Source organism: Rhodococcus sp. NPDC057014, assembly GCF_042673295.1.
GTDB lineage: Bacteria > Actinomycetota > Actinomycetes > Mycobacteriales > Mycobacteriaceae > Rhodococcus_F.
The window spans coordinates 20,934-42,261 of sequence record NZ_JBHUSF010000002.1; the positions used below are offsets into that span (position 1 = coordinate 20,934).

The 21,328-nt window shown below is 65.3% G+C and carries 17 protein-coding genes and 3 pseudogenes; 5 read left to right on the forward strand and 15 right to left on the reverse strand.

Going from position 1 to position 21,328, the window contains the following annotated elements:
• Positions 1-11: 11 nt before the first annotated feature.
• Together ACFTZB_RS00600 and ACFTZB_RS00605 are read right to left on the reverse strand one after the other, a co-directional pair.
• Positions 12-404: a transposase gene (locus tag ACFTZB_RS00600; protein WP_378429608.1), complete on the reverse strand. Its 393-nt coding sequence runs from the start codon at positions 402-404 to the stop codon at positions 12-14.
• A 360-nt stretch (positions 405-764) separates the two neighbouring features.
• A complete protein-coding gene (locus tag ACFTZB_RS00605) occupies positions 765-2,600 on the reverse strand; it encodes a flavin-containing monooxygenase (protein WP_378429609.1) in 1,836 nt (611 codons plus the stop codon).
• A 419-nt stretch (positions 2,601-3,019) separates the two neighbouring features.
• On the opposite strand from ACFTZB_RS00605, the gene ACFTZB_RS00610 reads away from it, so the two are divergent.
• The 3 genes from ACFTZB_RS00610 to ACFTZB_RS00620 all read left to right on the forward strand — a co-directional run bounded on the left by ACFTZB_RS00610 (position 3,020) and on the right by ACFTZB_RS00620 (position 7,449).
• Positions 3,020-4,345, forward strand: a complete 1,326-nt coding sequence (locus ACFTZB_RS00610; RefSeq protein WP_378429610.1) for an MFS transporter — start codon at positions 3,020-3,022, stop codon at positions 4,343-4,345.
• Positions 4,346-4,521: 176 nt separating this feature from the next.
• The gene (locus ACFTZB_RS00615; protein WP_378429611.1) at positions 4,522-5,298 is read left to right on the forward strand and encodes an SDR family NAD(P)-dependent oxidoreductase; all 777 of its coding nucleotides are present in this window, start codon (positions 4,522-4,524) and stop codon (positions 5,296-5,298) included.
• A gap of 957 nt (positions 5,299-6,255) precedes the next feature.
• The gene (locus ACFTZB_RS00620; protein WP_378429612.1) at positions 6,256-7,449 is read left to right on the forward strand and encodes a flavin reductase; all 1,194 of its coding nucleotides are present in this window, start codon (positions 6,256-6,258) and stop codon (positions 7,447-7,449) included.
• 256 nt (positions 7,450-7,705) lie between these two features.
• On the opposite strand, the gene ACFTZB_RS00625 is transcribed toward ACFTZB_RS00620, so the two are convergent.
• Together ACFTZB_RS00625 and ACFTZB_RS00630 are read right to left on the reverse strand one after the other, a co-directional pair.
• Positions 7,706-9,100: an IS1380 family transposase gene (locus ACFTZB_RS00625; RefSeq protein WP_378429613.1), complete on the reverse strand. Its 1,395-nt coding sequence runs from the start codon at positions 9,098-9,100 to the stop codon at positions 7,706-7,708.
• Between the two features lie 343 nt (positions 9,101-9,443).
• Positions 9,444-10,619 (reverse strand): AAA family ATPase, encoded by a 1,176-nt coding sequence (locus ACFTZB_RS00630; RefSeq protein WP_378429614.1) that lies wholly within the window; start codon positions 10,617-10,619, stop codon positions 9,444-9,446.
• A gap of 212 nt (positions 10,620-10,831) precedes the next feature.
• On the opposite strand from ACFTZB_RS00630, the gene ACFTZB_RS00635 reads away from it, so the two are divergent.
• Positions 10,832-11,143, forward strand: coding sequence for a hypothetical protein (locus tag ACFTZB_RS00635; RefSeq protein WP_378429615.1), 312 nt, complete (start codon positions 10,832-10,834; stop codon positions 11,141-11,143).
• 290 nt (positions 11,144-11,433) lie between these two features.
• Here ACFTZB_RS00635 and ACFTZB_RS00640 read toward each other — a convergent pair whose 3' ends face one another.
• On the reverse strand, positions 11,434-12,396 hold the full coding sequence (locus ACFTZB_RS00640) for a DUF389 domain-containing protein (protein ID WP_378429616.1): 963 nt from the start codon (positions 12,394-12,396) through the stop codon (positions 11,434-11,436).
• A 434-nt stretch (positions 12,397-12,830) separates the two neighbouring features.
• Here ACFTZB_RS00640 and ACFTZB_RS00645 point away from each other — a divergent pair.
• Positions 12,831-12,995 (forward strand): annotated as a pseudogene (locus ACFTZB_RS00645) (IS30 family transposase); the annotation flags it as partial.
• 194 nt (positions 12,996-13,189) lie between these two features.
• Here the strand turns inward: ACFTZB_RS00645 and ACFTZB_RS00650 are convergent.
• From ACFTZB_RS00650 to ACFTZB_RS00695, 10 genes and pseudogenes are all read right to left on the reverse strand, one after another.
• Positions 13,190-14,032, reverse strand: a complete 843-nt coding sequence (locus tag ACFTZB_RS00650; RefSeq protein ID WP_378429617.1) for a 3-hydroxyacyl-CoA dehydrogenase family protein — start codon at positions 14,030-14,032, stop codon at positions 13,190-13,192.
• A 10-nt stretch (positions 14,033-14,042) separates the two neighbouring features.
• The gene (locus tag ACFTZB_RS00655; RefSeq protein WP_378429618.1) at positions 14,043-14,390 is read right to left on the reverse strand and encodes a hypothetical protein; all 348 of its coding nucleotides are present in this window, start codon (positions 14,388-14,390) and stop codon (positions 14,043-14,045) included.
• Positions 14,391-14,512: 122 nt separating this feature from the next.
• Positions 14,513-14,941 (reverse strand): annotated as a pseudogene (locus ACFTZB_RS00660) (3-oxoadipyl-CoA thiolase); the annotation flags it as partial.
• A 58-nt stretch (positions 14,942-14,999) separates the two neighbouring features.
• Positions 15,000-15,233: pseudogene (locus ACFTZB_RS00665) on the reverse strand (3-oxoadipyl-CoA thiolase); the annotation flags it as partial.
• Complete coding sequence (locus tag ACFTZB_RS00670; RefSeq protein ID WP_378429619.1) at positions 15,230-15,682, reverse strand: MaoC/PaaZ C-terminal domain-containing protein; 453 nt, start codon at positions 15,680-15,682, stop codon at positions 15,230-15,232. The pseudogene ACFTZB_RS00665 and the gene ACFTZB_RS00670, both read right to left, overlap by 4 nt.
• On the reverse strand, positions 15,682-16,665 hold the full coding sequence (locus tag ACFTZB_RS00675; protein WP_378429620.1) for an NADPH:quinone oxidoreductase family protein: 984 nt from the start codon (positions 16,663-16,665) through the stop codon (positions 15,682-15,684). Before ACFTZB_RS00675 ends, ACFTZB_RS00670 begins: the two co-directional genes overlap by 1 nt.
• 28 nt (positions 16,666-16,693) lie before the next feature.
• Positions 16,694-17,824, reverse strand: coding sequence for a CaiB/BaiF CoA transferase family protein (locus ACFTZB_RS00680; RefSeq protein ID WP_378429621.1), 1,131 nt, complete (start codon positions 17,822-17,824; stop codon positions 16,694-16,696).
• On the reverse strand, positions 17,821-19,488 hold the full coding sequence (locus ACFTZB_RS00685; RefSeq protein ID WP_378429622.1) for an AMP-binding protein: 1,668 nt from the start codon (positions 19,486-19,488) through the stop codon (positions 17,821-17,823). The genes ACFTZB_RS00680 and ACFTZB_RS00685 overlap by 4 nt, the downstream gene beginning before the upstream one ends.
• Positions 19,485-20,555 (reverse strand): acyl-CoA dehydrogenase family protein, encoded by a 1,071-nt coding sequence (locus ACFTZB_RS00690; RefSeq protein ID WP_378429623.1) that lies wholly within the window; start codon positions 20,553-20,555, stop codon positions 19,485-19,487. Before ACFTZB_RS00690 ends, ACFTZB_RS00685 begins: the two co-directional genes overlap by 4 nt.
• Positions 20,552-21,328 carry an enoyl-CoA hydratase-related protein gene (locus ACFTZB_RS00695; protein WP_378429624.1) on the reverse strand — a complete coding sequence of 259 codons (777 nt, stop codon included), beginning with the start codon at positions 21,326-21,328 and terminating at the stop codon, positions 20,552-20,554. The genes ACFTZB_RS00690 and ACFTZB_RS00695 overlap by 4 nt, the downstream gene beginning before the upstream one ends.

Genomic DNA, 21,328 nt, shown 5'->3' on the forward strand with positions numbered 1-21,328 from the left:
TGTATCTGGTTCTACTCGAGTTGGTTGATGCCACACTCGACTGCATGGCGCTGCTTGTAGCACTCGACGTCGAATGCTGTTGGCCGCCAACCGGACGAGCCCTTCCTCTTCTGGTTGGCGGCCTGGTCGGCCTTGGCCGGGATGGTCGCGCAGATCCCACGTGTGCGCAGGTAGGTGCGGTTCGCGGCGCTGCTGTAGGCCTTGTCCGCGAGAACGCAGTCCGGCCGATTCCGGGACCGCCCAGGACCGGACCCTGGCACGCTGATCGCTTCGACAACCGCGGTGATCTGCGGACTGTCAGCACGCTGACCTGCGGAGACCGATGATCGACCATGGTTTTCGACCCTGCTCGCAGGCCAGATGCGTCTTGGTGGTCCACCCATCGCGGGAGCGCCCCAACGCATGGTCGGCAGGCTCGGTCTCGACCCCGCCGGGCGGCTCAAACTGCGAGTCGGGATCCCAGCGGGCGCCGGCCGCGTGCTGGTGGGCCCCTCGCGATGGTCGAGTCCACACTGGCGTCCACAGTGTCCCCGGCCGGCCCGGCACCGCTTCGCTGGGTACGAGGTGTCCGATATTCAGGTCCTTTTCTTGGTCGCTAAACCCCAGATACCGGAGACCTCGCTCATTCAACGGCAGCGACACAACCCGCTTGATCGAAAACCCACAGCCGAACCACCTTCGACACACGTCCAAGACTAGGTCCTTCCTCCGACGAACAGTGCCCCGGCACCGTGTACGGCGCCGGGGCATTATTCGTGGGTGAATTAGCGTGCGGTGTAGTTCTCCAGGTCGGGGCGCTGGGTCATCTGCCAGTATTCGACGTTCAAGAACGGCATCACGAATACCACCCTCCCCTTTGAGTTGCGGTAATAGGTCGACATTCCGCGGTGGGTCCAGACGGTTCGAGCATGCGTCGAGTCGACGAGCTCGTTGTACTCACGGTTCGCCTCGGGTGTTGCGTCGAGCGCTTTGATTCCGTTGCGGAACATCTCGGTGAGAAGGCCTCGGATGTACCGCATCTGGACCTCCATGAAGAACATGAAGCTACCGCTGCCGGGGAACGAGTTCGGCCCGCCCAGCATGAAAAAGTTTGGAAAATCGGGTACGGACACACCTAAATATGCCTTGGGGTCGTCATCGGTCCAGGCCTCGCGGAGCGAGAGTCCACCGACGCCGCGCACATCCATCGAGCTGACGAACCGTGCGGCCTCGAACCCGGTAGCCCACACGATCACATCGACGTCGGTTTGGGTGCCCTGATCGTCGACCAACCCCTCTGCCCGCACACCCGCGACGGACCTGTCGATCAAGTCGACGTTGTCCTTCCGAAGGGTCGAGTACCAGCCGTTGTCGAGCAGAATGCGCTTTCCGAACGGGGGGTAGTCCGGCATGACCTTGTCGAGCAGGTCTTCCCGGTCACCGACCTGTGCTGTGATGTACCGGGTGAAGTACTCCCTGTGCGCGTCATTGCGGGCGTTCACCGAACGCTCGGGGTGATCCCATTCCGGATCGACTCGCAACGATTCGATGACCTTGTCGCCGAACTGCCAGAACAGTCGAATCCAGTACCAGCTGTGATAGATCGGGCACGTCTGCATGAGCCGCCGCAGCTCCATGGGGATAGGCATCCTGAACTTCTCGAACGGAGCCACCCACTGGGGCGAACGCTGGAAGATCGTCAGTTGCGCTACCTGATCGGCAATCGCCGGGGCAATCTGCATCGAGCTCGCGCCCGTTCCGACGATCGCGACGCGCTTGCCGTCGAGTTCGAGGTTCTCCGGCCAGTCGGCGGAATGGAAGCTGATCCCCTCGAATTGGTCCATGCCAGGAAGGGTGGGCTTCTTCGGTCGATTCAACACGCCCACGGCGCTGATCACCACATCGGACCGCAAGGTCGAGGAAGAACCGTCCGGGTTTCGCACCTCGACGGTCCACTGGGCTGCAGATTCGTCGTAGGTCGCCGATCGCACCTCGGTTCCGTACCGCACACGTTCTCCCGCGCCCAGGTCCTTCAGGACCCGAGCAAAGTAGCCCTGAAGCTCGTTACGGAGCTCGAAATGCGTAGTCCAATCATTCTTGGCGAACGAGAACGAGTACAGGTGGCTGGGCGTGTCGACGCCGGCGCCGGGATAAGTGTTCTGCCACCAGTTCCCGCCTGCCTCGGGCTGCTTCTCCAGGATGACGTAGTTCAGCCCCATCTCTTCGAGCTGCTGAGCGGCGGCGATGCCGGCGACGCCCGTGCCGATGACGATGACCGAGAAGCCTTCCGGGGCGTCGATCGGATCGAGGGCAAGATGCGGCGACTCCGGGGCCGCCCGGCGAGCCAGCTCGAGCGAGAGCATCGGTCCGTACTCCGCACCGACGGGTTCACCCATGCACACGCTCATCATGCGTACGGTGAGCTCGGGGGACGGCGCCTCGATGGCCGGTCGGGCGCCGTTCTGCAGGTCGAGTATGGCGGAGACAGCAGCTTCGCGAATCTCGTTCTGCACCGCCTCGTCAAGACCGCCGGAGTCGTGATCGCCGAGGCCCTTACCTCGGGTGGGTCGGTACGGTTCCTCGAGCCACTTCTCGTCCCCGGTGGTTTGGAATACGACCATCAGCAGCGAGGGAATGTTTGCGCGGCCAACAGCCGTTCGGACCTCGGCTTCGGTCAGCCTGTCTGGATTGAAGCCCACCTCGGTTGCGCCATTCGGGCCCGTGAACTCACCTTGCACTGTCTTCATTCGAGTACCTCTCGTGTCGATGTGGCTACCGGAGGCAAGCGCTCCTCGCCCAGATCACTCTCACCCTTCAACGCGAGCGTTGACGAGTCGCTCTCTTATCGTGGCAGGAGGCACGCGAATTTGTCAACGTCGAAGTTGATTCTTGCCATTATTTCCACGTACGCGTTGACATTCGGCGCCGACGAAGGCAACATTCACGTTGACGTTGATGTGGCTCGAGTCACAGCAACCAGTCTTCCCTGCTGCATCCACCTCGCCGGATGGGTGGAGCACATCCTGAAACGGACGAATCCATGTCGAACACCACGAGTTCAACCCCAGGTACCGAACTGGTGCTGGATGTCAGCAAGTCACGAAAAGCGCTGGTAGCAGGCTCCCTTGGAAATCTCGTCGAATGGTACGAGTTTGCCATCTACGCCTACATGGCTCCGATCATCGCACCGTTGTTCTTTCCCTCCGAGAACCCGACGGCCTCTATTCTCTCGACGTTCCTGCTCTTCGCTCTGGCGTTCTTCCTCCGCCCCATCGGTGCACTCATCTTCGGGCGGATGACCGACCGAATCGGGCGCAAGCCAGTCTTGGCGCTCATCATCGCCCTGATGTCCGTTGCGACGACCTGTATCGGCCTCCTACCTACGCACGAAGCAATCGGGGTGCTCGCACCATTGCTTCTGACGCTGTGCCGAATCGCTCAAGGCATCTCCGCGGGCGGTGAAATGGGTGGTGCAGTATCGCTGATGGTCGAGTCCGCACCTGCGAACAAGCGCGGCGTATACGGATCCTGGACTTTCGTGGGAACGACGCTGGGCTTCGTTCTCGGTGGTGGAGTTGCCACATTGCTCGCGGTCCTCCTCTCGGAGGATGCAATGGCTTCCTGGGGCTGGCGGATCGGATTTCTGCTGGCAGCCCCCATGGGGATCGTTGTGTTGTATCTGCGATTGAAGGTCGACGAGACGCCGCACTTCAAGCAGGTCAAAGTCGAGGCCGAGACCGGGGAACTCCCCTCACCGGCAAATGCAGGACGCCGTCCGCTGACATACCTGCTGACCACCCTGGGCGTAGTGGTGGTCTACAACGCAGTCGGAAACACGTTCATGGTCGGCATGCCCACCTTTCTGTCCACCAGCTACAACATGTCGTTCGAGCGCTCGTACTTCCTGGCGCTGGTGACTGGACTGATTGCGGGGCTGACGATGCCTCTGTTCGGCGCCGTGTCCGACCGAATCGGTCGACGACCGGTCCTGCTGTTCGGCTCCATTGCCGTGGTTGTGCTGTCCTACCCGCTGTACTACATGCTGAAGCTGGGATTCGGTGGAGGCCTGGTGGCGCTCATCATCGCAGGAATTCTGATCGGCGTCGTCGGAGGACCCATGCCGGCGTTCTTGTCCGAGCGTTTCCGCACTCGCAATCGTGCAACCGGGGTCTCGGTGACCTACGCACTGTCCGTAGCAATCTTCGGCGGCACTGCACCGTACATCATCACATGGTTGGCCTCCGCGACCGGCGATCCCCTCTCTGCCGCCTACTACACCCTCGGTTGTGCAGCCATCAGTGCCGTTGCTCTGTTGACTATTCGAGGAACGCAGCGAAATCAACACCGCGAAGAACTCGAACTGTGACGCATTCGTCGATCGAACTCGCCCAACGATTGCAGACAGGTTGGACATGACCGAGGACCTGAACAACCGGCCAGTCAACACCCGAGACGTGACCGGCAAGCTCGTCCTCGCCGTTCCCTGACCACACCCCGTATGCAGGCGTACACCCCAACCCACAAAAGCGAAAGAAGTATCAAATGCTACTCGAAGGCAAGCGAATTCTGGTGACCGGCGGCGCTCAGGGCATCGGTGCCGCAATAGTCAAGTCCTACGTATCCGAAGGCGCCAAGGTCTACTCCTTCGACCTGAACGAAAAGGACGGAAACACAGTCGCCAGAGAAGCCACCGAGACCGGGCCGGGAACCGCAACATTCAATAGACTTGACATCACCGACGGGCCCTCCACAGACTCACTATTCCGCAACGCGGCACAAGACCTCGGCGGTGTCGACGTCCTCGTCAACATCGCGGGCCTCCAGCGATCCGCAATGGCCGAGGACATAACCGACGAACTTTTCGACAGCATCTACCGCGTAAACGTACTCGGCACAATCCACACAAACCAATCGGCCTTCCGGATCATGAAGGATTCCGGCACCGGCGCAATCATCAACTTCGGATCGATGTCCGGTTTCACCGGCGAACTCTCCAACTCCACATATGGCTCGTCGAAGGGTGCCGTACACACGTGGACTCGGACAGTTGCACGAGAATGGGGCCCGTCGGGAATCCGAGTCAATGCCGTTCTCCCCTATGTCAATACACCAATGTTCGACAAGTACACCAGCTCGCTAGGAGCGGATGAGCTCGCGGCATACCAGGAACAGCTACGCAAAGATATTCCTCTCGGAGGAACATTCGGCAACGCAGAGAGAGACCTTGCACCGGTTCTAGTATTCCTGGCAAGCGATGCTTCGCACTTCATCACCGGCCAGTTACTACCTGTGGACGGCGGCTTCGCTGCCGTCCGCTGACCAAAATGGTGTGCTCGCGTCGACGCAAGCTCGCGTGAGGTGCTGCTGCTGTTCATCGATCGTCGGCGCTCACCGCGAGCGAGGTGTGGGACATGTGAAAGGCGGCGATGACAATACGACTGCAGTCGCGGCCCCACAAGCACGATCGTGTCGTCTGCATCGAGCAACCCTGCAGACCGGACAGGGTACGGATCTTCTCGAACGAGGTGAGCCCGGCCGGTGACCCGGTGGCTGTTCGACCACCATTCGCCAGTTCCCTTGTCGACCAGTATGAAGTCAACGTGGTCACGCCCGGGGAGATCAAGTTTTGCCCGAGTGCGTAGGCAGAGACGCACGGCGATAAATTGGCGCCGGGCTGCCGGAAGGAACTACCAGTTCAGCGAGGATTTGTCGGCTTCGCCTGTGGTGCTGTCGAGTATGTCAGTGACGCCCGGGGGTTGTAGTAGCCCGGTCGAGTTCGACGTTGATCACGTCCGAGACCGGCCGCGGCGCAACTGGACCGTCACAGGGTCCTGCCTATACGGGTCCGCCGCCGCAAGCTCGGCGACGGATTATCCCAACTCTGCCGAACTGCGGAGCGTTCCCATCGACAATTTGACATTAATGTAGACGCCCGGTCCTTTCAATTCCGTCTCGCCACGTCCTCCAATGCGGACATCTCAGCATGTCACATAGCATCCACCAACTTGCGAATGCCATCTCTATTGTCAACATTCTCGTAGATCAACTTCAACGTTAGAGTTGACGCGCCTTGCGATCGGTGCGACCATCTCTGGAGAGCGACGCACGTCACATGCGCGACCGCAACGTAGACATACGCAGTTCCACCTCTGGCGGACCGGGTGGTCGGGCGGCGCTCGGAGTTCGGTGAAGGCACCGCTCAAACGGCCCGAGCCGTACCAGCGATCACCAAGGACGAACAGGCACCTATGCCCTGACGCCGAGAAGGACGACCCGATGACACTCACCGAGACCAGCACAGTGATCGACCCGGGGCATTTTCGCACCGTGCTCGGCCACTTCCCGACCGGCGTCGTGGCAATTACCTCGACCGATTCGGCAGGACTACCGGTCGGGATGGCCGTCGGCTCCTTCACGTCGGTCTCGCTCGATCCAGCGTTGGTCGCCTTCCTTCCGGACAAGAGCTCCAGTACCTTCCCAAAGATTCGCGAAAGCGGCCGTTTCTGTGTGAACGTGCTCGGCGCCGGCCAGCAGGACATCTGCCGAAGTCTGGCACTGAAGGGTTCTGACAAGTTCGCGTCGATTGACTGGACACCGACACAGCACGGCAATCCGCGTATCCACGACTCCATCGCGTGGATCGACTGCGTGATCGATACCATCCATGAGGCCGGTGACCATTTCCTGGTCATAGGTCGTGTCGCATCACTCGAGGTCGACGATGCGACCTCACCGCTCATCTTCTTCCAGGGCGGCTACGGCTGCTTCTCGTCGACGTCTCTCACCGCCCCCGGAGAGGCTGACCTGCTACGCCCCCTCAGCATCGTTGATCAGGCACGTCCCGAGATGGAAGCCGTCGCCCGCGATCTGGGTGTCGAATGCTGCGCCTCCGTCGCGATTAGGGACCAATTGGTCCTGGTAGGGAGCAGCATGGCAAGCACTCTCCCGACGTCACCACACATCCGGCTCGGTCAACGGATGCCCTTCGTACCGCCGCTCGCACTGCCACTGATGGCGTGGACCGAAGGACGCGAATTCGACAAGTGGATCGGACGCGGCGGACAGGCACTCAATCGAGACCTACTCATGCAAGCAACCTCCCGCGTCCGTGACCGTGGCTGGTCGCTCGTGCTTCGCAGCGACGCACAGGTGCGATTCGAAGGGGCTGTTGCTCGGCTTCCGCTGACCGGCGCTACGGGCGATCTGGCAGGGGAGGTCACCGCAGCTGCCCGTGCGCTCAGCCTCGAAGGATATGAACCGGCCGAGGTCGTCCCTGCTGCCACATACGATGTCCGAATCATCAGTGCACCGATATTCGGTGTAGACGCTCAGCCGGAGCTCCTATTGAGTCTCTATCAGCTTCCCAATCAATTATCCGGCGCGAAGGTCGAACTGTACCGAGATCGTTTGCTGACCGCTGCCGAGACTGTCACTGCGAAGCTAGGCGGAAGTAAGCCCAACACCGCGTGATCCGAGTCCTCCGAAGGATGCGGCGCCGCCGAGGGATCGCCGGAGGGAAGCACCACGACGCGACAATCGGCGTTATGTATGCGTAGTTAGCCTCAATTTTTCGTGCCGTGTGCCTGAGGCGTGGATTTCGGCTGGGATGTGATGGTGTGAGACTGATTTCGGTGTGTGAGTGTGGGTGGGTGCCCGATATCGCTCTGGTGGGCGCCCGGTTCCACCGGCCGGGGTTGCCTTTCGTGTCGTGGGGACGGGGTCCGGGTCAGGTGAAAGCGGTCCGGATGCGATACCACGCTGCGGCAATGGCCTGGGCCCATTGCCAACTCGAATCGATCCGAACCCGGACCGCCCGGGCGCCGCGGGTGATGCGGGCCGCGACGTGCAGCACCCGGTAGCGGAAGGTGTCGATCTCGCAGCGGGCCAGATCCGGGTGGTCGCCGAAGCCGATCAGCTTCGCCCAGGCAACCAGGTCGGTGGCGGCCAGGACGGTCTCGAGCCAGGCGGCGTTCGCGTCGAATCGCTGACACGGCAGATTCCGCAGCCCGGTCGCCTTGGCCTGCCGGATCCGGTCCTCGACCCGGGCGTGCTGCCGATGCCGCAGTTCGAGTCCGGCCAGTCCACCGGGCACCACTCCTTTCGGCGTGTCGGTGATGAACGCGGTGATCCGGTGCCCGTCGGAATCGGTGAACCGTAGCTGCGCCCCCGGGTGCGGGCGTTCCTTGCGCAGCACCAACCGGGTTCCCTCCGGCCAGGCGTCGAGATCGACCAGATCGGTGGCCTCGGCGACCCAGGCTCCGTCGCGGACCTCGCCGTCGGAGTCGATCGCCGGCACCCAGGTGGCCTTCGCGTTGAGTGTTTCGGTGGCAGCGCGGACACGGTCGTCGACGGCGAAGCCGAAGGAAAACCCCACCCCCGCGGTTCGGCAGGCGTCGGCGAATCCGTGGGTCGCCCCGGCCGAGTCGCTGCGCACCAGAATCTTCTGCCCGGCAGGGTCGGTCGGATCGGGCCGATACGCCGGTGGCAGCGAGTCCAGTGCCCAGCCGAGGACGGTGACATGGTCGGCGGCGGTGTTGCTGCCGGCGTTCCCCGGTCGGAGCAACCCGGTGGGCGCCTCACCGCCGGCGATGTCGGGGCGGTCCAGGAAGGCCAGCAGCGGGTGGAATCCGTAGGTCTTCTTCCAGGTCGCGGCCGCGTTGTCCTTGTTATCGGAATGGTCGAGGGTGATGGTGGCATCGATGTCGATCCGCAGCCACTCCGCCTTCGGAGCGGCCCCTGCCGCCCACGCCCGCTCCCGGGCCCGGGCACGCGCGGCGCGGATCCCGGGCAGGTGCGCGGCATCGATCCGCTCGTCGACCAGCCGCCACATCGTGGTCGTCGACGCCGACGGACCGAACACATGCTCGCGGCCACCACAACCACGTGCGGCAACGTCCACACAGTCGGCACCGTCGGCGACCGCGGCGGCCAGGTCGGCGAACACCGCACCCGGGGCATGCGCCCATTGCCCGCGGTAGGTATCGGCCAGCACCGCCGTGACCTGCGCGGACAGCCCAGTCAGGTCCGCCATTTCCCGCAGCATCCCCACACCGGCATGCGACACCACACCCCGTCCGTCGGCCGATACTTTCACCCGTGAACCCGCTGCGGTACTCTTCACCTGCGAAGTGCCTTCCCGTTGGCATTGTGGAACCGTAGAGAAGTCCCATTATGCCGTGCAGGACAGGCACTTTCGCTTATCTACCCACCCTGATCCGCGCTCCTGCACGAAAAGTTCAGGCTAGCTCCACGTCGAGCCGAGTCGCCGGATGACGAGGTCACCCCGGAGATGAAGGACCGCACCACAACCCGCGCGAACCAGCGGGCTGCACGCTGCGGGCCACGTTCGGCGTGACGGGGCATCGGCGCCCCTCGCGTTCACCGGTTCCGGCACCGACGGGTTGCCGGCCCGCACTCGCCGGGGGGTGTGCTGCGGCGCGCCGCGGCCGCATCGAGCGATCAGCTCAGTCCTGGTCGCCGATGAACTGGTGGAAACCCGGAACCGTGAACGCGAGGACTCCGCGTTCGGGCGCGTACACGAGGCCCTTTTTGATTAGTTCGTCGCGCGGCACGGACAGCGCCGACGCGCTGGGCTTGCCCATCGCCCGTGCCAGGTCCCGGACGACGACACCCTCGCCGTCGCCTTCCTCCGCCAGGGCCCGCAGCAGGTCCTTTTGCGCCGGTGTCGCACGGTCCCACCGCGACTGGTAGAGACCGGCATTGACTTCCTGCCGCGCGATGTCGGTGCCGACCTGCGCGTCCTCGACGGTGAAGACCGAACCCAAGGCGTTGTTCCACACCGCTTTCCCCACCTCCTGCAGGAAATAGGGGTAGCCGTTGGCTGCGTCCAGCGCCAGCCGCAGTGCCGCCTCGTCCCATTCTGCGTCCCGCTCGATGACCGGTTGCACGAGCGCCGCCCGCGAGTCCGGCTCGCTCAGGGTCGACAAGGCCCGGAACTGGTACAGCCGCTCGGCGTAACTGTTGGCGGTGGCCAACTGCGACGGCAGCGACGGCAGGCCCGCGCCGACCAGGAACAGCGGCAACACCGGCGAGGTCTGACTGATCTGATGGAGGGCGGTGCTGACCGCCGCCATCTCCTCGGCCGTGGCCTCCTGCAGCTCGTCGATCAGGATGAGCGCCCCGATACCCAGCTCACGCACGGTCTCACCGAGAACGACGAACAGGTCGGTCAGGTCGGTGGACAACCGGCCGGTGTCGGCGAATCCGGCAGCCGGGTCGATATCGACGCCGAGGGTGACCACACCCACGTTCAGCGACACCGTGAACGAGGTGAACACGCCCAACAGTTGGGTGAGCTTGTGTGGGTCGAATCGCCGCGTCGCACCCCGCAGGCTGGTGGCGAGTGTGGTGGCGAGCTCCTCGGCCATGGAATGCCCCTTGCGGACCTCCAGCTTGGCGACGATCCAGCCCCCGTTGATCGCGGTGCGCGCGAGTTCCCCGATCAACACGGTCTTGCCGACCCCGCGCAGTCCGGTGAGGATCCAGCTGCGGTCCCCCTCCCCCAGTTCGGTGATCCGCCGGCGGACGATGTCGAAGTCCCCGAACAGGGTGTCGCGACCGGCGAGGATGGGCGGGCGCAGACCGGCACCGGGTTTGAACGGGTTGAGGACGGGATCCATTCATCAGACATTATCAGCCTTTATAAGAAGTCCCTTTATAAAGACCGATAGGATTGCGCCTCGCGTGCACCCGCCGCACCACTGACCAATCCAGCCTGGTCATGCACGTGCCGCCGGTGCCACCCGAACCGCCGAGCGACTTGCGTGATGTGATGCGGTCCACGGCGCCGGTGATTCTTCCGGGCCCGCCGGCACGGAAGTGGAGGACCGAGATGACCGGAGTCGACCACCTCGACGTGGTCGGGGCACAGTCCGTGCTCGAAGTCGCCGAAGTGGTCGCCGCGGTGCTCGGCGCCCGGATGGAGATGGGCGGCGAACCGGGCCGCATCGTGGTGACCGGGGCACCCGACCCCGCTCTTCGGGTGGTCATCGAACTGGCCATCCACGACCGCGGGCTACCCGAAAGATGGACCCGGCGAATCACGATTACCCACGACCGCAGTAGCGACGAACGCCGCCGCTGGACCCAGCACCTGCACCGCGTCCTCACCGAACGCCGCGACTGGACACTCACCTCGGCATGACGATCGGGTCCAGATAACACCGGCTCGCGCGGCGAGCCCGCGGTATTCCCCAGGGGTCGGTCACGAAACACGCCTCGGAGTTCGTGCGGTGCCGGAAAGCCATGACGGCAGACCGGCCACGTGGTCGTCTTTCATGTTGCGCCACAGTCGTTTCGCGACCTGCCATGGCCCTCACGGATCATACCCTCGTGTGGGATCCGCTGTTGGCGAAGGTCACTCGACGGCGGCGCTGTGCCGGCGCGGGGTTGTGTCAACGGACACGAGGAAGTCCGGGCGGGGCGGGTGGTGGGTTAGAGCATGCGGTGGGGGCGGGTGAGGGCCTTGGCGCGGCGCACCGAGATCCGTGACCACACCGCCTGCTGCAGACTGAGCGTGGCCCATCCGGCCAGGGCCATCCCGGACAGGTTCACCAGCAGCTGCAGGGTACTGCCCCAGATCGCCGAGCCGACTCCGAACGCCGCCCCGAGCGCGATGTTGCCCGCGGCGGGGACGGTGGTGACCGAGATGAACACGCCGGTCAATCCACCGGCCTTGGCGGAGGTCAGGGAGAGCACGCCGGCAGCCGCGGCGATGACAGCCACGATGAACGACCATTTGTCGGGGGTGTAGATGAAGGCGGTGCCGGGCCGCGGCCCGATCACGTCGTCGAGGGTGATCCATCCCAGCGCCCGCCCCGCCAGTGCCAGGACGGTGGTGATGACGATCGCGACGGTGAAGCCGATCAGGAGGGTGCGGACGGCGATCGTCAACAGCACGAATCGCCGGCGCACCAGGGCAACGCCGAGGGCGGCGATCGCCCCGAACTCCGGGCCCAGGACCATCGCGCCGATGACCAGGATCTGCGAGTCGACGACGATGGCGATGCCGGCGATCACGGTGGCCAGTGTCATGAAACTCAGGTAGGTCCAGTTGAGTTCGGTCTCGTCGTAGGAGCGTTGGGCGACGTCGGCCCACACCACGCTGTCGGCGCTGCTGCCGGGGGTGGCCAGTTCGGCCTCGAATCCGCTGCGGGAGAGCCAGGCGCGGACCGGTTCGATCTCGATGCTGCCCACGCGATGCAACCCGATGCCGCGGAGCCGGTCGACGACGTCGTTCACGGCTTCTCGGGCGACGTCGGCGAGGATGACGTCGCCCGGTGGGCGGAGCGAGGCTCCCTTCATCCTGGCGAGCCCGCTCACCGCGGGATCGTGTTCGAGGATGTCGATCACGTCGTCGGACAGTGTGGTCGGTGACAGGATCCGCAGGTGCAGCATGCACACAGTGTGCCGTGCCCGGGGCGGAGCAGACGGGTGCGTTCGCGCTGCCCCCGTTACCGATTCCCCGACGAATGCGCCCGGCGCCTTCCCACTGAATGACCGGTCGACGGCCCGAGCCCAGATCGCGGCCTGGGTCGCGGAGCAAGCGCAAAACACCTGACCCGAATCACGGCGCACGATCCACGCCGTCCACGCCGGAGTATGCCCCCGGTCATCGCACGCACCCGTGCGATGAAAAGGCTGCAGTCGATCGCCGTCCCCGACCCGGCCATCCTGCACGAGGAACTCATCGCGTTACGCGCTCGAACCCCATCGTCTGCTGCGTCCGACTGCGCTCGGAGACCACTCAACCCCGCCACCCTCGCATCCGAATCCGATGCATGCCGATAGCGGTGGTCGGTCAAAAGACGGCGACAGCGACATGGACCGGGTTGCCGCGAGCCCTACGACGCTCACCAACCTGGGCCCAGGGCATGGCAAAACACATCCAGATCACGGCTACCAGCCCCGACATCTACATCTGCGATCCGCATACACCCTGGCAGTGCGGAACTATGTGGAATACCAATGGGCCATTGCGGCAATACTTCCCGAAGTTGCGACAGCTCGGGGCGCCCAACTTTGGAGGCCCCCCGCTGGTGGAAGATCCGATCACACCCGAGCATTCGCACATGTGCGTGTCGCTTCGGCACGCCTCAGCCTTCACCGCACCGTAGATCGAACTGCCCCGAGAACCGTTGCGGAAGTGCGGTAAGTGCACGACGCACCGATGGTCGCCTCGCACTGGCAGTCACCAGGTGTAGAAACCCTGCCCGGTTTTGCGGCCGAGGTGACCGGCGGCGATCTTCTCCCGCAGGATCGTCGGCGGTTCGAACCGTTCACCCACTTCGCGGGCGAGGTGTTCGGCGATCGCCAGTCGCACGTCGAGACCGACGACGTCCGTGGTCCGCAACGGGCCCATCGGGTGCTTGTATCCCAAGGTCATCGCGGTGTCGATGTCCTCAGCGGAGGCGACCCCGTCCTCGAGCATCCGCATCGCCTCGAGCGCGATCGCGACCCCCAGCCGCGACGACGCGAAACCGGGCGAGTCGGTGACCGTGATTGCGGTCTTCCCCAGCGCCTCGACCCACTTCTGCGCCTCCGACACCAGTCCTGACGCCGTTTTCGCGCCGATGACGATCTCGACCAGTTCACTGGCGGGTACGGGGTTGAAGAAGTGCAATCCCAGGAACCGTTCAGGCCGGACCAGTTTGGACGCCAGCTGGTCGACCGACAACGAGCTGGTGTTGGTGGCCAACACTGCTTCCGGGGCGGACTCTTCGATGCGGGCCAGGACCTGCATCTTGAGCTCGACGATCTCCGGAACCGCCTCCACCACAAGACCGCATGCGGACAACGCCGCCGGATCGGTGGTAGCCGTGAGCCGCTTGGCGACCTGTTCGAGCGGCTCGGCGAGTTTGCCGCGCTCGGCTGCCTTCGCGAGGCTTTCACCGACTCGCTGACCCGCTGCCGCGGCGGCCGCAGCGTCGGCCTCGATCACCGTCACCTCGCCCCCGGTGAGCAGGAATGCGTGCGCGATTCCCGCACCCATCCGGCCTCCGCCGTAGACACCAATTTTGTTGGGCAGATTCATGATTCTCCGATCAGGATGAGACGTTTTCGAGGACGACGGCCAACGCTTGGCCGACGCCGATGCAGATGGCGGCTATTCCCCACCGCTGCCTATCTGCGACCAGTCGGTGGGCGAGGGTGCCGAGGATCCGGGCACCGGACGGGCCCAGCGGGTGTCCGATCGCGATCGCTCCACCCCAGGTGTTGACAATGTCCGGATTGATCTTCCACGCATCGACACAGGCCAGAGACTGAACCGCGAACGCCTCGTTGAGTTCGACCGCTTCCACATCCGCCCAGCCCACACCCCCGCGACAGCGCGGTGTTGGCGGCTTCGACCGGTGCGAACCCGAAGTCCTGCGGATCCAGCGCGAACGCACCCCGACCCGCGATCCGCGATCCGCGCCAATGGTGTGACCCCGATCCGGTCCGCCGCCCCCTCGTCACCGAGGATCACCGCGGCCGCACCATCGTTGAGTGGGCTGGCGTTGCCTGCGGTGATCGTCCCCATCTCTCGGAACGACGGCTTCAACGCGGCCAGTTTCTCGACCGTTGACTCGGGTCGGATCCCCTCGTCCCGGGCGAGATCGACACCGGGCACCGAAACCACCCAATCGTCGTATCGGCCCGCGTTCCACGCGGCGTCGGCGTTTCGGTGCGAGCGGACCGCGAACTCGTCCTGCCGCTCGCGCGAGATCGCGAATCGGTCCGCCAGTATTTCGTTGCACTCGCCCAGCGACGTCGTCCATTCGGCGGGCATCTTCGGATTCACCAGCCGCCACCCCAACGTGGTCGACACCGCCGCTGCATCCCCTGCCGGGAACGCACGCGAGGGCTTCGGCAGCACCCATGGCGCCCGGGTCATCGACTCCACTCCCCCGGCCACGACCACGGCCGCGTCGCCGGACTCGATCGTCCGGGAGCCGATCATCGCCGCATCCAGCGACGATCCACACAGGCGGTTCACCGTTGTCGCCCGGCACACTTGTCGGCAGCCCCGCCAGCAGCACGGCCATCCGGCCGACGTTGCGGTTCTCCTCCCCCGCACCGTTCGCGTTCCCCCACACCACGTCGCTGATCTCCGCCGGATCGAGCGTGGACGCGTTACCCAGCACGGCCGACAGCGCGACCGCAGCAAGGTCATCCGGCCGAGCGCTGGCCAATGCTCCACCGAAGCGGCCGAATGGCGTACGGGCAGCGGCATACAGATACGCCGAGCTCACTTTGTCTCCTTCGCAACAAGTAGGGAGTTCACACCCTGCTGAATGACGTCATCGTGCTGGTTCGACACTTGCACCTGGAAATCGACGATGCCGCTGTCCGGTTTCGACGCCGAGGCGCGTTGATCGATCACCTCGTAGTCGACGCGGATGGTGTCACGAAAGTGGATCGGTGCCAGGAACTGCCGATCCCGAACACCGAGGAATGCGATCATCGAATCATCGAGTTCCCCGGTGCGGGCCCATATCAGTCTCTGAGCAAAGGTGAGTCCGAGCAGTCCGTGGGCTATCCGGGTACCGAACTGTGTGCCTTTCGCGTATTCCTCGCTGGTGTGCAGCGGAAAGTGGTCGCCGGTGAGGCCGGCGAAGTCACCGACGTCGGCTTCGGTGACCGTGCGCGACGGGCTGCGCCATGAACGCCCGACGGTCGGGTCGTCGAACCACGGACGCATCAGCCGAGCCCGGTGGTGACGACGACCTTACCCTTGACCTTGCCGTCCTTGAGGTACTGCAATGCGTCGCCGATCTTGTCGAGCGGGAAGGTGGTGTCGACGGCCGCGTCGAGCTTGCCTCGGGCGAACAGGTCGATGATCTCGGCCATGCTCGCGCGCATCAGGGCGGGGTCGCGATCGCGGTAGTCGCTGCTCTGCAGACCGACCACGCTGATGCTCTTGACCAGGATGTGGCCGGGCTTGATCGGATTCTGCCCGCCGGAGGCGAAGCCGACGATGACGATCCGGCCCTCCCACGCGGTGGCGCGGATGATCTGGGTGAGGTAGTCGCCGCCGAGCATTTCCAGTACCACGTCGACGCCCTTGCCGTCGGTGGCGGCGAACAGGTCGTCACGCAACGTGTCCGGGCTGGAGGTGAGGATGACGTCGGCGCCCTGGCGACGGGCGAGTTCGCCCTTGGCGTCATCCTGGGCGAGGGCGATGACCCGAGCACCATATGCTTTCGCGAGCTGCACACCGGCCGACCCGACACCGCCACCCGCTCCGGTGACGAGCACGGTCTCGCCCGGCCTGAGCTGGCCCCGACGAAGCAGACCAAAGTGTGCGGTGGAGTAGACCAGTCCGGCGGCCGCCGCCTGTTCGTAGCCGACGCTGTCCGGTAGCTCCATTACGAGTTCCTCGGGCACCACCAATTGCTCGGCGTATCCGCCGTACTCGACCAGGGTCAGGACCCGCTGACCGACAGCGATGCGGTCGACGCCCTCGCCGACTGCGATCACCCGGCCTGCTGCTTCCTTGCCCGGGCTGAATGGTCGCGGCGGCAAGTTCTGATACGTGCCCTCCACCACGAGAATGTCCGGGAAGTTGATGCTGACGGCGCCGACCTCGATCACCACCTCACCGGGTCCGGGAACCAGGTCGGCGACCTCCTCGACCACCAGCGTGGACGGTGGGCCGAACTCCTTGACGAGTGCAGCGCGCATGTGTGTGTTCCTTTCGAGTGCAGGTGTCTCAGGCCCAGGGCGAGCCGTCGGGCAGAGCAGCGAGAGTGGGGTAGGGGACCGTGCCGCCGACCCTGCGCAGCGCGGGGTCGACCGGACTGGTGAAGGTCGAGAACGACTGGTCGGGATGGCCGGGCTGGGACACCTGATCCGGACCGGCGACCTCCACCAGACCGGCGTCCACCGCTTCCTCCCAGGTGGCGACGACCACGGTGCAGACGTCTTCGCCATCCAACAGATCTCGCCAGTGCGATGCGGGACGCGCCGCGAAGACGGACTCCAGAGCGGCAATAGCCGCCTGCTCCTGCCCGGCATCGTCGTGAAACTTCTCGTCCAGGTCCACCAGGTCCACCAGTCGATCCCAGAACTTTTGTTCCAGTGCGGCACAGGCGATGTGCCGACCATCCGAGGTCGGATAAATGTGGTATCGCGGGCTGCCACCGGTGAGCTGCTCGGCGCCCGGCCTCGGCCAGGCCCCGCCGGCCTGATGGGTGGCGAAGTAGCCGTAGCCGAGCATCTGCAGGTTGTGCGCCATCGACACCTGGAGGTGACTGCCTTCGCCGGTGCGCTCGGCCTGACGCAGTGCGAGCAGGATGTTGACCACCGCCGGATATGTGCCGGCGGCGATGTCCGCAAGTACCGTCACCGGCAACGGGGGTGAGCCGGTCGAATCGGTGACGACGCCGAGCAGGCCGGACTCCGCGAGGTAGTTGAGGTCATGGCCGGCACGCGCCGCGTGGGGGCCGGTGGGACCGTACCCGGTGATCGAGCAGTACACCACGTGCGGGTTGACCGCCTTCATCGCCTCGTATCCGAGGCCGAGCCGGTCGGCCACGCCGGGCCGGAACTGCTCCATCACCACGTCGGCCCCGGCGGCGAGCTCGAGGACGCGGTCGCGCTGGTCGGGGTCCTTGAAGTCGACCGCGTAGGCGCGTTTTCCGCGGTTGAGGACGGCGTAGTTGGCGCTGGCCTCACCGAACTTCGGTTCGTACGTGCGCATCTCGTCGCCGCGGCCGGGCCGTTCGAGCTTGACCACGTCGGCGCCGGCGTCGGCGAGCATCAGGGTGGCCAGTGGCCCCGGCAAAAGTGTGGAGAGGTCGAGAACCTTGACACCCGCGAGGGGCAGGGGCTGGTTGCTCACGCGATCATCTCCCGCAGTTTGAACTTCTGAATCTTGCCGCTCGGTGTCATCGGCAGTTCGGGAAGATTCACGACCCGCTCCGGTAGGTAGTGCTTGGACAACCCCTGCGAGAGCAGGTACTCCGCGAGGGTGTCCACGGTCAGCTCCGGGCGGTCGGGCTTGACGACCAGGACGGCGCATACCCGCTCTCCCAGCCTGTCGTCGAGAAGGCCGACGACGGCGGCGTTGACCACGTCGGGATGATCGAAGATGACCGACTCGACGTCGGTAACGGGAATGTTTTCACCACCACGGATGATGATGTCCTTGGTGCGTCCGCGCAGCGAGACCCAGCCGTGTGCGTCGACACTTGCGCGGTCCCCGGTCTTGAACCACAGGCCCGGCAGGAAGGAGTTCGCGGTGGCGTCGGGCCGGTCGTAGTAACCGTAGATCGCGCCGGGGCTGCGTATCAGCAGGTCGCCGACCTCGCCGGTCGGCAGGTCGTTGCCGTCGTCGTCGACGACCCGGACGTGCGAGCCGTCGAAGACCGAGCCGTCGGTGTGCTGGATCGACTCGGGCTCGTCCGGAGTGCAGGAGATCATGATGCTGCATTCGGTCATGCCCCAGGCGGGACAGATGTAGGCACCGAGCGCGTCCTGAGCCTGGGCCGGCAGATTGCGCGGCACGGATGATCCTGCGATCACCAGGCACTCGAGCGGGCAGTCCGGGTCCCCGACCAGGTCCGTACGCAGCATGTCCTGGAGGAAGGTCGGGGCGCCGAAGAACGTGGTGATCCCCTCGTCCCGGATGACCTGGGCGCCCCAGGTGGGTTCCCACCGATCCACGTGCACCGCGGTGCCGACCCGAAGGACTGTGAACACGATGCCCCAGACGAACCCGGTGTGGTGGCCGACCGGAGAGGCGACGAGCTGGACCATCGGATCGCCGTACACCTTCGGTCCGACGTGCTCGGCCTGCCTCCGGACCGCGTAGATCAGCGTGTCGTGGCTGTGCATGGCACCCTTCGGCTCGCCGGTGGTGCCCGAGGTGAAGCCGAGGTAGCAGACCCGGCTCGGGTCCGGCTCCGGGAACTCCCGTGTCGGGACGGCGGCGTGGCTGGACCACAACGACTCACCCTCGAGCAGGGCCGATCGGTCCTCGTCGAGGACGATGACGTGCTCGAGCGTGGGGATCTCCGCCCGAAGGGTTCGGGTGAGCTCGAGGTTGTCGTTGCTGCGCCAGCGGCGCGGAATCACCAGCACCTTGGCCTTGCTGCGCCGCAGGATCGCCGCCGCCTGCTTCTCCCCGTAGGCGACCGGGATACCGGCGTAGATGGCGCCGATCTCGTTGATCCCGAACACCATTTCGGGGTATTCCACCCAGTTCGGTAGCATCAGCACGACGGCATCACCGACACCGACGCCGAGTGAGGCGAAGATGCTGGCGGCGTGGTGGGCGTTGCGGTCGAACTCCCGGTACGTGCGGCTGACCCGTTCGCCACCGCTCCGGTAGCCGACCAGCGCGACTCGGTCCGGGTGTGTCTGGGCGGCCTCGGTGAGCAGAGACCGGATCGACCGCCCCTCCCACCACCCGGCGGCCCGCCACGCGGCGGCGGTCTCGTCGTCGATGGGCGTGTACTGGCCGTCCAGGACATCGGCCAGTGGTGCGTGTGTGGGTGTGGTCATGACGCGTCCTTCCGGAGAGCCGTGGGGACGGGCGCGAGGCCCACGAGCGTGCGCCCGGCGGCGACGGCGGCGCTCTGGGTGTCTACCGCGGCACGCAACGAGACCGCGTCGCGCAGGCGCCGCTCGGCGCCGTACTCGTCGAGGTAGCCGTAGCCTCCATGTGACTGGAGGGCTGCGGCCGCGACATCGATCGCGCCGTCGCACGCCTCGCGGACGACGGCAAGGGTCTGCACGGCGTCGTCGGCGGCGGCCAGTACCGCACCCAAGCTGGTCACGGAGCGGGTGGCCTGCCCGAGAAGTGACTGTCGCACAGTGGGGATCGCCGTGAGCGCGGCGCCGAACTGACGCCGGCCGGACGCATAGTCCGCAGCGTCATCGGCGGCCGCCCCGGCGATACCGGCCGCGACCGCGGCGGCCCCGATGCGCAGCCGCGCCCGGGCCGAGGGGACATCGACTGACTTCAGCTCGTGGACATCACCACCGGTGGCCTGGACCTCCAGCGACCGAGTGAAGGCGCCACCCAGTCCGGTCCGGCGCAGCGGCGTGGCGGTCAGGGCCGTGGGCGCCACCAACACCGCAGCGTCGTCGTCGACCAGCACCAGGACATGGGGATCCTCGGCGGCGGCGTCCGCGCGGTCGATGGAGCCGGTCAGCGTGTCGCCACTCCATGCCAGGCGTACGTGGGGCGAGCCGGCGTCGACGACCGCGACCGCGGCCGAACCGGCATGGACTCGGGCGACGAGATCGGTGAAGCGGTCATCGCCCGCGAGGACGTCGACTGCCGTATGTGCCTGCACCGACGCCCATCCCAACGCCGGCCAGGCGCGGCCGAGCCGCTCGAGCGCGACCACCGACAGCTCCCGTCCAGCACCGCCGCCGCCGGCGGATTCTGCCGTGCCCACGGTCCAGATCCCGAGCTCGGCGAGTTCTGCGACCAAACCCGCCACCGTTGCGGGGTCGTCCTCGAGGACGAGTTCGTGTGCGGCGACGAAGGAGTCGAGCATGGCCCGCACATCCTGCTCGTCTCCACCGAGTGCGGGACCCCACCAGCCTTTGGACCAGCTCATGACCAGAAGCTTTCGGGCTTGGGCTGACGCCGCTCACCGAACGCGGCGCTGACCTCGTGGGCCTCCCGGGTCTGCAGGTACAAGGTGAGCTGCTGGTCGTGGGCCATTCGGGCCTGACCGGAGACACCGTTGTGCCGGGCCGAGAAGGCACCCTTCATGCCGCCGATGGCGAGCGGGCTGCGGGTGGTGATCTCGCGTGCGACCTCGACCGCGCGAGCCTGGAGCTCGCCGGCAGGCACGACCTCGTTGACCAGGCCCATCTCGCGGGCCTGCTCCGCGGTGTACTTCTTGTTGAGGTACCACATTTCCTTGGCGCGTTTGCGGCCGATGGTGTCCTCGAGGTACCAGCTGCCGTATCCGGCGTCGAAGCTGCCCACCATGGGGCCGACCTGTCGGAACACGGCGTTGTCGGCGGCGATGGTCAGGTCACAGACGGTGTGCAGGACGTTGCCGCCGCCGACCGCGAAACCGTTGACAGCGGCGATGATCGGCTTCGGGATGGTGTCGATCGCCTGGTAGACGTCGATGATCGGCAGCACCTGGGACTGGTCGAGGGAGGTGACCGGGTCGTGCTCCCCGCCGATGCAGAAGAATTTCTCCCCGGCGCCGGTCAGTACCGCCGCGCGCAGCTGCGGGTCGAGGCGGAATTTCTGCAGCGCGTCGAACAGTTCGAGGCAGGTCTGGTGACGGAACTTGTTACCCGCGTCCGGCCGGTTGAGCGTGATGGTCAGAACCGGGCCGTCGATGGTGGTGAGGATGTCGTTGTAGGTCAT